Origin of the sequence: Bradyrhizobium sp. 1(2017) (assembly GCF_011602485.2) — a bacterium.
In the GTDB taxonomy this organism is placed as follows: domain Bacteria; phylum Pseudomonadota; class Alphaproteobacteria; order Rhizobiales; family Xanthobacteraceae; genus Bradyrhizobium.
This window is the reverse complement of sequence record NZ_CP050022.2, coordinates 5,526,572-5,539,046: the sequence shown is the minus strand read 5'-3', so window position 1 is coordinate 5,539,046 and position 12,475 is coordinate 5,526,572. Positions and strand designations below refer to the sequence as shown.

The window sequence follows — 12,475 nt, the reverse complement described above, 5'->3', positions numbered from 1 at the left end:
CCCTTCAGCTCGCGGTGATGATGGTGCCGACATGCTCGCCCGCCAGCGCGCGGGTGAGGTTGCCGGGGACGAGGCCGTTGATGATCTGCACCTCGCGGACGTGGCGCGAGGCGGTGAGCAGATCGAGCACCGGGAATTCCAGGATGGAGTCCTGCAGGCCCTTGGCCTTCATCTCCGCCACCGAGATTTTCGGAATGAAGGTGGCGTTCTTCGACGTCTTCGGGTTCGCCGTGTAGAGACCGTTCTCGTCCTTCACATAGATCATCGCCTTGCAGCCGAACTGCTCGGCGACGAGGAAGCATCCGGCATCGGTGCGGTAGGGCGGGATCACGCCCTCGGCCGCGGGCCGCATCCACAGACTATAGGGCGGCATGCCGCTGAAGATCACCGCATTCACCTCGGCGAGGAACAACGGTACCGACGAGAGCCCGGCGCTGGAGACGGCGGAGATGCCGTGCTTGGCAAGCAGCTGCCCGAGCATCGCGGCGTTCTGATCGGCAACCGAGGCACCAAGCTGCGACAGCACGCCGGCCGGCAGGCGAAGCCCGGCTGCGATCGAATACAGATGCCGCGCCCGAGTGCCGGCGCCAGTCCCGATCAGCAGCTTGTGCGCCTTGCGCGCGGCGACGATCTCCTCGACGACCGGATAGACCGCAGCGCGGCCGCGATCGATCATGCTCTGCCCGCCGATCTTGATCACGGTGGCGTCGGGCAGGATGCGGAAGTCCGAAGCCTTCTCCGCTGCGGCCACAAGCTGCGGGTCGGTCAGCGAGCGCTGCATCAGCAACCCTTCGAGCTCCGTCATCGTGTTCGACATCCGAGACATCCTCTCGTTTTCTGATGCAATCTCTGTGGCGGGACCTTTCGGTCCGAACCTGCAAATCTTGCTGTACTGTTCGGTCCATGGCAACAAGATAGCTGGGATTTAGCGGCCAAACATGGAGCCGGCAATGACCCCGTTGCCACTTGCGAGCACGGAGATCGTGCAGTTCTTCCGCCAATGGCTTGAAACCTTCGCGGGCTATGTCCGCGAGGTCGACTACGCTTCTGCGCGGCCGCTCTTCCATCCCGACGTGCTGGCCTTCGGCACCCATAACGATGTCATCCCCGGCCTCGATCAATGGGTCTCGACGCAATGGGACAACGTCTGGCCGAAGACGAGCGACTTCCGTTTCGTGCTTGAGCAGGTCTCGGTCCTGGCGCCCGCGGATGGCTCCATGGCAACGGTGATCGCGCCGTGGACGAGCACGGGCTATCATCCCGACGGCAGCGCGTTTCCGCGCCCCGGCCGGGCGACGATGGTGTTCTCAAGAAATGGCGATGGTTGGCTGTGCGTGCATTCGCACATGTCGCTCAATCGCGGCGTGCCGCAGGCGAGCCACGCCAATCGGCCGGTGAAGGCTTGGTAGAAATGCAAAAGGCCCCGGACGTGTCCGGGGCCTTTCGATTTCGGGGTGTCTCTCAACCTATTCCGGCTGACCGATGCTCACCTTCAGCGTACCGACGCCATCGACGCCACATTCGAGCTTGTCGTCGGGCTGGAGCTGCGACACGCCGGCCGGCGTGCCCGTCATGATGATGTCGCCGGCGGCGAGCTTCACCTGCTGCGAGAGCTGCCAGATGATCTCAGGCACGTTCCAGATCAGCTCGGTGAGGTCACCCTTCTGCGCTTCCTTGCCGTTGACGGTGAGCCAGATCTTGCCCTTGGCAGGATGGCCGATCTTCGAAGCCGGCTGAATCGCGGAGCAGGGCGCGGAGCCGTCGAATGACTTGCCGATCTCCCACGGGCGCTCCTTCTTGCGCGAGGCGATCTGGAGATCGCGGCGGGTGAGGTCGATACCGACGGCGTAGCCGTAGACGTGATCGAGCGCCTTGTCGGCGGGAATGTTGAGGCCGCCGCTCTTCATCGCGACGATCAGCTCGACCTCGTGATGCAGGTCCTTGGTCAGCGGCGGATAGGGGATGGTGGCGCCGTCGGGCACCAGCATGTCGGCGTGCTTGGCGAAGAAGAACGGCGGGGCGCGCTCGTCATTGCCCATCTCCCGGATGTGCTCGAGATAGTTGCGGCCGACGCACCAGATCCGGCGCACGGGGTAACGGCCGCTCTCGCCGACGACGGGAAGCGAAGCCTGGGGCGGAAGCGGGATGACGTAGGAGGCGGCGTTCATGAAGCGGTCTCGCTGCTCTTGGTGGGGTGGAACGAACTCTATGCGGTTGCGCTGATCGGCGCCAGAGCGCCCGAATGATGGTGTTGCAGACGGAAGAACGAGGCGTAGCGGCCGCCGCGGCGGAGCAGCTCGTCGTGCCGGCCCTGCTCGACGATCTCGCCGCCCTCGACCACCAGGATGCTGTCTGCGTGCATGATCGTGTGCAGGCGATGCGCGATCACGATGGTGGTGCGGTTCCGGCAGAGATGCTCGATCGCCTCCTGCACCTGCCGCTCGGATTCGGAATCGAGCGCGGCGGTGGCTTCGTCCAGGAGGATGATCGGCGCGTTCTTGATCAGCGCGCGCGCCACGGCGATGCGCTGGCGCTGTCCGCCGGACAGCTGCGTGCCGTGCTCGCCGACCGGCGTGTCGTAGCCGAGCGGGAAGCCCATGATGAAATCATGCGCGCACGCCGCCTTCGCGGCCTCGACGATCTCGTCCTCGCTCGCGCCCGGCCGGCCGAAGGCGATGTTGTTGCGGATGGTGTCGCGGAACAGATAGACGTCCTGGCCGACATAGGCGGTCTGCGCCCGGAGCGATTTGCGCGAGACCGCGGTGATCGACTGGCCGTCGATCACGATGTCGCCTTGCGTCACCTCGTAGAAGCGCAAGAGCAGCGCCAGCACGGTGGACTTGCCGCCGCCGGACGGGCCGACCAGCGCGGTGACCTTGCCGGGCTCGGCAACGAAGCTCATGCGGTTGAGCACGGTCTCATTGGCGCGATAGGAGAAGCTGACGTCGCGCAGCTCGATCCGGGCGGCGGAGAGCTTCAGCGCCGGCTTGTCGTCGTCGGAATACTCGCTCGCCGGGCTGTCGATGATCTCGAGCAGCATCCGCGCGCCGACGAGCTGGCTGTTGAGGTCGATGTTGAGCCGGGCCAGCCGCTTGGCCGGCTCGGTCGCCATCAGGAAGGCCGTCATGAACGAGAAGAACGCGCCGGGCGTGGCGTTGAGCGCGACCACGGCGTAGCCGCCGTACATCAGGCAGCCGGCGACCGCGAAGCCGCCGAGCATCTCCATCAGCGGGTTGGAGCGGTTGGCGACCCGCGCCATCTTGTTGGCGTTGCGCTCGACGATCGCGATATTCTCGTCGATGCGGCTCTGCATGGTGCCTTCGAGCGTGAACGCCTTGACCGTGCGGATGCCTTGCAGCGATTCCTGCATCGTCTCCATGATGTCCGCGGTGCCGGTGAACTGGTTGTAGGCGAGGCCCTTGATGCGCTTGACCAGCTTGCGCAGCACCAGCATCGCGGGCGGCACCGCGACGAGGCCGATGAACGACATCAGCGGGTCCTGCCACACCATCACGCCGATCATGGCGAGCAGCATCAACAGGTCGCGCCCGATGGCGTTGACCAGCATGTTGAGGACGTCGGTGATGGATTTGGCGCCGGCCGTCAGCCGCGCCAGGAATTCCGACGAATGCCGTTCGGAGAAGAAGCCGACACTCTCGCGCATGAGCTTGGCGAACAGCTGGCGCTGGTTGGTGGCGAGGATGGCGTTGGAGATCTTGGTCAGGATCACCATGTGGCCGTAGGTCGCCACGCCCTTGATGAAGAGCAGAATCACCGTGATGCCTGAGAACATCGCGATGCCCGGGATGTTCTTGTCGACATAGGCCTGGTTGATGACCTGGCCGAGCACATAGGTCGCGCCTGCGGTCGAGCCGGCGGCGAGCGCCATCAGCGCAAAGGCGACGAGGTAGCGCCGCCAGTAGACGACCCCCTGTTCCATGACCAGGCGGCGAATCAGGACCGCTGCCGCATAGGGATCGTCGGTGATTTTCTTTGGAAACTGGGCCATCCGCAGTCCATTGACGGGGCAGGGCAAGGCCTGCCCGCGCGTCAGGGATCGATGGGCCTCTGTGCCCGCTAAAGCCAAGCTTTTCAAGTCCAATTAAGGGCTTGCGCAGGGGAGGATTCTAGGCCGAGACGGCATGGCGGAGCTCGCCATGGCGCTCGCGGAACAGCTTGTCCTCCCAGGCCAGGGCATGGGCCGCAATGGTCTCGAGGTCCTCGTATTGCGGCCGCCAGTCGAGCAGGCCGCGGATGCGGCTGGTATCGGCGACCATGGTCATGATGTCGCCGGGCCGTCGCGGGGCGTACTGCACGGCGAAGCTGCGGCCCGAGACTCGCCGCACCGCGTCGATCGTCTCCAGCACCGAATAGCCACGGCCATAGCCGCAATTGAGCGTCGTCGAGGCACCGCCATTGCGCAAATAGGCCAGCGCCGAGCGATGCGCCTGCGACAGGTCGGTGACGTGGATGAAGTCGCGGATGCAGCTTCCGTCCGGGGTCGGATAGTCGGTGCCGAACACGTCGATCTTGGCGCGCTGGCCGGTGGCGGCTTCCACCGCGATCTTGAGCAGATGCGTGGCGCCGACGGTGGCTAGCCCGATGCGCGCCTGCGGATCGGCACCCGCGACGTTGAAATAGCGCAAGGTCACGTATTGCATGCCGTAGGCGGCGGCGACGTCGTGCAGCATGATCTCGGTCATCAGCTTCGACGAGCCGTAAGGCGACAGCGGCCGCGTCGGCGCGTGCTCGGGCACCGGCACCTGGTCCGGATTGCCGTAGACGGCGGCGGTCGAGGAGAAGATGAAGCGGCCAATGCCGCGCTTGACCGCGACGTTGAGCAGATTGCGCGCGGTCATGAAGTTGTTGCGGTAGTAGCCGAGCGGATCGCGCATCGAATCCGGAACGACGACCGAGCCCGCGAAATGGATGATGCTCTCGATGTCGTGCTGTGCGATCACGCCCTCGAGCAGATTCTCGTCGCCGGCGTCCCCGATGAACAGCGGCACGCCTTCCGGCAGATAGGTGGAGAAACCTGTGGAGAGATCGTCGATCACGACAACGTCCTCGCCGGCTTCCGCCAGCGCCAGGACCGTGTGACTTCCGATATAGCCGGCCCCGCCGGTGACTAGCACAGTCATGATCTCACCCGTCTTCGATCAACGCGCAAGGCTAACGCTTGCGTGGTGAAGAGGGGGTATCGGCGCCGCTGAACTGGTCACTATGCTTAATGTTGCGTATAGGACTTTGCGAAACGGAGCGTGACGTGGCAAATTTCCCCGGCGATCTCGATGTGATCGTGCCAAATCTGCACAGGCGCTATTCCGGGGTCACCGCGACCAACCGGATGGTGGCGCCGCACCTGGCAAGGCTGTACCGCGCCGCCTGGTTCGGCTCGGATGCGCCGGAGGGGATTGCACGCCTCGGCGTGGCGGATTTCCTGAAATTGTGGCGCCGCAAGGCGCCGCTGATCTGGCATGCCCGGCGCAACAACGAGATGATCGCCGGCGTCGCGTTGCGCGCACTCGGCTGGCCGCTGAAACTCGTGTTCACTTCGGCGGCGCAGCGTCATCACAGCTGGATCACGCGCTGGCTGATCCGGCGCATGGATGCGATCATCGCAACCAGTGACGTCTCGGCATCGTTCCTGAAAGTGAAGGCGACGGTGATCCCGCATGGCGTCGATACCGACGTCTACGCACCGCCGGCAGATCGCGCTGCTGCGTTCGCGGAAGCTGCGCTGCCGGGCCGCTACGCGATCGGCTGCTTCGGCCGCGTGCGCGCGCAGAAGGGTACCGATGTGTTCGTCGATGCGATGTGCCGCCTGCTGCCGCGCCATCCCGATTTCACCGCTGTGATCGTCGGCCAGGTCACGCCCGAGCAAACCCCGTTTGCGAGCGACCTGAAGCAGCGCATCGAGGCCGCCGGCCTGCAATCGCGCGTCGTCATCACCGGCGAGTTGCCGATCGAGGAGGTGCAGCGCTGGTATCAGCGGCTGACGATCTATGCCTTCACCTCACGCAACGAAGGTTTTGGCCTGACGCTGATCGAGGCGATGGCGGCCGGCAACGCGCTGGTTGCTGCGCGCGCTGGAGCTGCCGAACTGGTGGTGGAGGACGGCCTCACCGGCGTGCTGATCCCGACCGGGGATGCCGACACGCTTGCAGCAGCGCTGGAGCCGCTGATGCGCGACGTCGCTGTGGCGACGGCAATGGGCGAGCGGGGGCGGGCGCGGGTGCTCGAGAAATTCAGCCTCGATGCCGAGGCGGCGCGGATCGGCGAGGTCTACCGGCCGCTGCTCTAAAGCGGCACTTTCAGGGACCGCAAACAAAATACTGCGAAAACAACCCCATGCACAGTAGGCGGTGCCAATGAAATCAATGGGTTGCCGATGGATGTGGTGGAATGCTGATTTTGCGAAGTCGATTTGACTCGTCGGGCAAAACACCGGCATGATGTTATCGTCAGTGCAGCTTCGACGGATCTCAGCTCATGGAGCGTACAGGCGGCGCCCGAGCGATCGTAGATCCAGCTTTTTCAAGCTGCCGCGGTCGACGTCACATTGGGCAGCGCACATACGGCATTTGAACCGGCACCGGCGCCTTGGAGCTGAGCGTGATATTGTTCTCTCCGGAGAACGTCACGTCGAATGTCACGTCTGAAATCGAGACGCCATCCGAACACGATGCGGTCAATCGCATAGTCGGTCCGTCATCGCGCAATGATCTGACGGTACATTTTTCAAATGTACCGGTTACTTGCCTTCCCTGGACGATTAAACCGCCCGCGTGAAGATCGGCATCCTTCTTGAAAGCGAGGATGTTGTTTTCTCTGGTGAAGATCTGGCCACAGGCCGAGGCGTCGACCGACCAGGCCCCATTCAAATCCGCAGCCTGTACCGAGGCTGATTGCGTCACGAGAAGTATTGCCGTCACCAAGGGATTGAAGATCCTCATGAAACTCTCCGACAAAAGGGGCAATGGTGCTGACTGACGGGCATCCGGTTGTCATCGTCAGGACTATGCGCCGCTGCCTGTGTTCTCTTGATCTGGATCAATCCTGAATTTGCCTCTCTGCCTCTACGCACTTGAGCCTCCAGATAGGCCGTTGTGCGCAAGGTGCTCGAGGCGGCTGGCATCTTTGCTCTTTCGATCATAGCCGCTGCCATCGTCCGGCCGCACGCGATGCTCGGTCGGGACCTCCGCAAGCCATGTCGGCTCAGGTGCATGCCAGGAAGGATCATGTCATGAGTAACGATAGGATTCCGGCGAAGCCCGAGACCAATTCACGGCCAACCGGCGCTGGATTGAAACGCTGCGATCTGTTGTTGGGCGGCAGTTCTCACCGGCAAGGGGCCGTCGAAGCGGCACGAAATCTGGTACTTCGGTGAGAGCGAGCTCGGCGCCGTTCGCATCGACGACTACAAATATCGTTTCATCGACCAGCCCGGCGGATGGCTTGGTGAAAAAGCCAAGGTTGACGTGCCCTATTTGACCAACCTTCGCCTTGATCCGTTCGAGCGAACGGGCTGGCCCGATAACGGCACCTGATATGGCGCGCAGCAATATTTCGATTGGTTCAAGTATGAATTCTGGCGCTTCGTGTTCGTTCAGCAGGAGGTCGAGAAGCTGGCCATGACCGCGATAGCGTTTCCGCCGATGCAGAAGGGCGCGAGCTTCAACCTCGATGCCGTGAAGGCGAAAATCGAGGCGGCAAGGACAGCGATGGCGAAATAAGCTGTGTTGATGATCGTCATGATGGGCCGGCCCGTAGCCCGGCCGGCCCTTTACACAGCGAACGTAGTTCTGAAATAGCAGCGGGGCTGCAGAAACATTTTTGACTTGCGCACTCACGTCCTCGTCCGCGCGTCCGTCCGACGACGCTGGACATGATCCGCACCATCAGCAGGGAATGGAACATCCGGTTGGTCCTGGACCTGACCGGAGCCTGGTTCCTGCGTGCGGCGAATGGCCGGTCGTCGACGTCTTGCTACGGTCCTGCTATGGATATGATTGCGCTCTACCGCCGCGACCGCAGATCGAGACTCGAAAAGTGGAAGGCGTACACGAACATGCAGCTTGAAAGAGCAGTGAGCCGCGCGCTGATAGGTGCCGTGATCTTGGCGGTCATCGGTTTTGGGACGATCGCAAGCGCCGACGCGCAGGTCGGGCAAGCAGGGCCTCCGGCCGTCGGCGTGATGGAAGCGGTGAAGCGGCCCGTCATTCAATCCAGCGAGTTTCTGGGACGTATCGAAGCGACCAATCGCGTCAGCGTCGTCGCCCGCGTCACCGCCTTTCTGGAGCAGCGCCATTTTGTGGAAGGCGCCGAGGTCAAGACCGGCGATCTCCTCTACACGCTCGAACGCGGTCCCTTCGAGGCCGACCTGAAGTCGAAGCAGGCGCAGGTCGCGCAGTTGCAGGCAACTCTGGTCAACGCCAAGCTGACAACCGATCGGGCGAGGACGCTCCTGGGCGGACCTGCCGGCCAACAATCCACCTATGATGCTGCGGTCGCGAACCAGCAGAGCCTGGAAGCGCAAGTGCAGGCGGCGCAGGCGCAGGTCGATCTGTCAAAGATCAATCTCGACTACACCGAAATTCGCTCGCCGATCGACGGCATGATTGGACGCACCGCAGTCACTGACGGCAACGTGGTCAGCCCGAGTTCTGGTGTGCTCACGACCATCGTCAGTCAGGACCCTATGTATGTCACGTTTCCGGTGTCGGTCCGCGAAGCGCTGGATCTGCGCGAACGCTACGCCCCGCGGGGCGGCTTCAACGCGGTCGTCATTCGCGTTCGGCTAACGGACGGCCGTCTGTATGATCAGGTCGGAAAGCTCAATTTTGTCAATAACACGATCGCGCAGAGCACCGACACGATCTCGCTGCGGGGCACGATTCCCAATCCGCCCTTGCCGCATCTGTCGGGCGACCGCGTCGTCGTGCGCGAGCTTACCGACGGTGAGTTCGTCACCGTGCTGCTCGAAGGCGTGCAGCCGGTCGATGTCGTGGCGATCCCGCGCTCGGCCGTGCTTTCGGATCAGCAGGGTGAGTATGTTTTTGTCCTCGGCGACGACAACAAAGCCGAGCAGCGGCGAATTCAGCTCGGGCAATCAACAGCGACGATCGCATCCGTGACGAGTGGGCTTTCGGCAGGTGAAAAGGTGATCGTCGAGGGCTTGCAACGGGTGCAGGCTGGCCGGCCGGTTGCGCCGGGATCCGCGAGCAAGCTGCTGCAGTCGAGCATGAATGCGAGTGTGGATAGCGGCAGCAGCCAGAAAAGCAGCGTCGGGATCGGGCCGAAACCGACGGGCACAAATCCATGATTTCGTCGGTCTTCGTAGATCGCCCACGCCTTGCCATTGTGATCGCCCTTGTCATCACGATCGCGGGTGCGCTTGCGCTTTTTCAGATTCCGGTGGCTCAGTTCCCGGACATCGTGCCGCCGCAGGTCACCGTCAGCGCCAACTTTCCCGGCGCGTCCGCCGAGGTGGTGGAATCGAGCGTCGCCCAACCGCTCGAGGCCCAGGTCGTTGGCGTCGACAAGATGCTCTACATGAAGTCGACCAGCGGCAATGACGGCACCTACACGCTGACCGTCTCGTTTGCGCTTGGCACCGATCCCGACATCAACACGGTGAATGTCAACAACCGCGTGCAGAGCGCTCTTGCGCAACTGCCAACGGAGGTGCAGGCGCAAGGTCTGACGGTGCAGAAACGCTCCTCGGCGGTGCTGCAATTTATCGTGCTGTACAGCAAGAACGCTGAGCAGGACCCGCTGTTCATCACCAACTACGCCATTATCAACGTTCTCGATGCGATTTCCCGCACGGCCGGCGTCGGCCAGGCGACGCTGTTCGCCAAGCTGAACTACTCCATGCGCATCTGGTTCGATACGCAGCGCCTGACCAGCCTCAATCTGGCGCCGTCGGATGTGATCGCGGCGATCCGCGCACAGAGCGTGCAGGCGCCGGTCGGCCGCATCGGGGCCCGTCCGATCAGTGACGACCAGCAGTTCCAGTTCAACGTGCAGACGCAGGGGCGATTGACCACCTCGACGCAGTTTGGCGACATATTGCTGCGCGCGAACCCGGACGGCTCGGTCTTGCGGATCAAGGACGTCGCCCGCGTCGAGATCGGCGCACAAAACATGGATAGCGAGTCCCGGATCGATGGGCAGGCCGGCGTACCCATGGGTATCTATCTTGCCCCTGGCGCAAATGCGGTGACGACGGCGAAAGCCGTGCAGGCGACGCTCGCCAGATTGTCGGAGCGGTTTCCGCCCGGACTGTCCTACCTCGTCCAATATGATTCGACGACCTTCGTCACGGATACGATCAAGGAAGTGCTCAAGACGCTGGGCGAGGCTTTTCTGCTCGTCGTGCTCGTGGTTTTCCTGTTCCTCGGCAATTTGCGCGCGACCATCATTCCGGCGGTCGCGGTTCCCGTCAGCCTGATCGGCGCCTTCGCGGTCCTCCTGGCGCTCGGCTATTCGGCCAACACGGTCTCTCTGCTCGCGATGGTGCTCGCGATCGGCATCGTGGTCGATGATGCGATCGTCGTTGTCGAGAATGTCGAACGCGTGATGGAGGAGGAGCCGGATATTTCGCCCGCCGAGGCGACCAAGAAAGCGATGACGCAGATCACTGCGCCAATCATTGCGATCACGCTGGTGCTATTGTCGGTGTTCGTGCCGATCGCGTTCATCCCGGGAATCTCGGGCACGTTGTTTCGCCAGTTCGCGGTCACGATCAGTGCGGCGATGGTGATCTCGGCGCTGAACGCGCTGACGTTGTCGCCGGCGCTCTGTGCGGTGTTCCTGCGCCACAGCGGGCCGCGGCACGGCATCATGGCGCGCGTGCTCGGCGGGATCGATTGGGTTCGCGACGGCTACGCCGGCATCGTGCGCCGCCTGCTGCGCATGGCGCTGTTGTCGCTTGCCGCGGTGCTGGTGTTCGCAGGCGGAGTTTTCGGGGTGTCGCGCATCACGCCGACCGGGTTCCTGCCCGAGGAGGATCAAGGCGCGTTCTTCATCTCAGTCCAGTTGCCCGACGCCGCGTCGGTCGCGCGTACCAGTGAAGTGACCAAGCAGGTCGAGACATTTCTCAAGCAAATTCCCGCAATCGACCACGTGCTCTCGATCATCGGCTTCTCGCTGCTCGATGGCGGCAATCAGCCGAATTCGGCGTTCATCGTCGTGCGAATGAAGCCGTTCGAGGATCGCAAGGCGGCCGCAGACTCGGTGCAGGCGACGATCCGGCGGGTGTTCGCCGCGGGGGCGCAAATCCGCGAGGCCAGCATTTTGCCATTCAACCTGCCGCCGATTATCGGTCTATCGACCTCCGGCGGGTTCGAATATCAACTCGAGGCGCTCGAGGGACAGGATCCCGCGGCCGTCGGCAGCGTGGTGAGTGGCTTGATCAGCGCGGCGAACCGCGATCCGCGGCTGACGCGCGTGTTCTCGACCTACACCGCGACCAATCCCTCGATCTATCTTGATATCGACCGCGCCAAGGCCCAGGCCCTTGGCCTCAACATGAGCGACGTGTTCACGGCGTTGCAGGCGACCCTCGGCGGTTTCTATGTCAACAACTTCAACCTGTTCGGCCGCACCTGGCAGGTCAATGTGCAGGGCGAAGCGGCCAATCGCGGTGACGTTTCGGACATCTGGCAAATCTACGTTCGCAACAGCACCGGCGAAATGGTGCCAATTCGCTCCATCGCGAACATCAGGATCGTGACCGGGCCGCAGGTGATCACGCGCTACAATAACTACCGCTCCGTCACCATCAACGGTGGGCCTGCCGCCGGTGTTTCCTCAGGCACGGCGATTGCCGCGATGACGGAGATCTCAAAGGCCACGTTGCCGGCGGGCTATTCGTTCGAATGGACCGGCACCGCCTATCAGGAGCAGGCGGCGTCGGGCCAAACCGGAATCATCCTCGCCCTGGCGGTGCTGTTCGCGTATCTCTTCCTGGTGGCGCTCTATGAGAGTTGGACGATTCCCGTCCCCGTCTTGCTGGCCGTTGTCGTGGGCGTCCTCGGCTCCTATGTGGCGATCAAGATCTCAGGGCTGAATCTCGATCTCTACGGCCAGATCGGGCTCGTCGTGTTGATCGCGCTCGCTGCGAAGAACGGGATCCTGATCGTGGAGTTCGCGAAGGAGCAGCGCGAGGCCGGCCGATCGGTGGAAGATGCGGCGGTGCTGGCATCGCAAATGCGATTCCGCGCCGTGATGATGACATCGATCGCATTCATTCTCGGTTTGGTGCCCCTGGTTGTCGCAACTGGAGCTGCCGAATTGAGCCGCCGCGCGGTCGGCACCGCGGTGTTCGGCGGAATGCTTGCGGCAAGCTCGATCGGCGTTTTCCTGGTGCCGTTGCTGTACGTGACCTTCCAGCGATGGCGCGAGGCGGCGAAGAATCGCTTCGGCAAATCCCGTCAGGCACCGCATCCTCCGGCGGCCAATTAGACGT

9 protein-coding genes and 1 pseudogene are annotated in these 12,475 nt (G+C 63.0%); 5 read left to right on the top strand and 5 right to left on the bottom strand.

Features of this window, described 5'->3' with window-relative positions; genetic code table 11:
• Window positions 1-4: 4 nt before the first annotated feature.
• Window positions 5-817 carry a uridine kinase gene (locus HAP40_RS26355; RefSeq protein ID WP_166815002.1) on the bottom strand — a complete coding sequence of 271 codons (813 nt, stop codon included), beginning with the start codon at window positions 815-817 and terminating at the stop codon, window positions 5-7.
• Window positions 818-950: 133 nt separating this feature from the next.
• On the opposite strand from HAP40_RS26355, the gene HAP40_RS26350 reads away from it, so the two are divergent.
• Window positions 951-1,409 carry a YybH family protein gene (locus tag HAP40_RS26350; RefSeq protein WP_166815003.1) on the top strand — a complete coding sequence of 153 codons (459 nt, stop codon included), beginning with the start codon at window positions 951-953 and terminating at the stop codon, window positions 1,407-1,409.
• A 57-nt stretch (window positions 1,410-1,466) separates the two neighbouring features.
• On the opposite strand, the gene HAP40_RS26345 is transcribed toward HAP40_RS26350, so the two are convergent.
• The 3 genes from HAP40_RS26345 to galE all read right to left on the bottom strand — a co-directional run bounded on the left by HAP40_RS26345 (window position 1,467) and on the right by galE (window position 5,141).
• Window positions 1,467-2,168 carry a fumarylacetoacetate hydrolase family protein gene (locus tag HAP40_RS26345; protein WP_166815004.1) on the bottom strand — a complete coding sequence of 234 codons (702 nt, stop codon included), beginning with the start codon at window positions 2,166-2,168 and terminating at the stop codon, window positions 1,467-1,469.
• A gap of 38 nt (window positions 2,169-2,206) precedes the next feature.
• Window positions 2,207-4,009 carry an ABC transporter ATP-binding protein gene (locus tag HAP40_RS26340; protein ID WP_166815005.1) on the bottom strand — a complete coding sequence of 601 codons (1,803 nt, stop codon included), beginning with the start codon at window positions 4,007-4,009 and terminating at the stop codon, window positions 2,207-2,209.
• Between the two features lie 118 nt (window positions 4,010-4,127).
• On the bottom strand, window positions 4,128-5,141 hold the full coding sequence (gene galE, locus HAP40_RS26335; protein WP_166815006.1) for a UDP-glucose 4-epimerase GalE: 1,014 nt from the start codon (window positions 5,139-5,141) through the stop codon (window positions 4,128-4,130).
• Between the two features lie 125 nt (window positions 5,142-5,266).
• Here galE and HAP40_RS26330 point away from each other — a divergent pair, with 125 nt between their 5' ends.
• Window positions 5,267-6,304 carry a glycosyltransferase family 4 protein gene (locus HAP40_RS26330; protein WP_166815007.1) on the top strand — a complete coding sequence of 346 codons (1,038 nt, stop codon included), beginning with the start codon at window positions 5,267-5,269 and terminating at the stop codon, window positions 6,302-6,304.
• Window positions 6,305-6,557: 253 nt separating this feature from the next.
• Here the strand turns inward: HAP40_RS26330 and HAP40_RS26325 are convergent, their stop codons facing one another.
• Window positions 6,558-6,956: a hypothetical protein gene (locus HAP40_RS26325; RefSeq protein ID WP_166815008.1), complete on the bottom strand. Its 399-nt coding sequence runs from the start codon at window positions 6,954-6,956 to the stop codon at window positions 6,558-6,560.
• 381 nt (window positions 6,957-7,337) lie between these two features.
• Here HAP40_RS26325 and HAP40_RS26320 point away from each other — a divergent pair.
• The 3 genes and pseudogenes from HAP40_RS26320 to HAP40_RS26310 form a co-directional block, all read left to right on the top strand.
• Window positions 7,338-7,736: pseudogene (locus HAP40_RS26320) on the top strand (arylsulfatase); the annotation flags it as partial.
• Window positions 7,737-8,071: 335 nt separating this feature from the next.
• Window positions 8,072-9,325 carry an efflux RND transporter periplasmic adaptor subunit gene (locus tag HAP40_RS26315; protein ID WP_166819359.1) on the top strand — a complete coding sequence of 418 codons (1,254 nt, stop codon included), beginning with the start codon at window positions 8,072-8,074 and terminating at the stop codon, window positions 9,323-9,325.
• Window positions 9,322-12,471: an efflux RND transporter permease subunit gene (locus tag HAP40_RS26310; RefSeq protein WP_166815009.1), complete on the top strand. Its 3,150-nt coding sequence runs from the start codon at window positions 9,322-9,324 to the stop codon at window positions 12,469-12,471. Before HAP40_RS26315 ends, HAP40_RS26310 begins: the two co-directional genes overlap by 4 nt.
• Window positions 12,472-12,475: the final 4 nt, after the last annotated feature.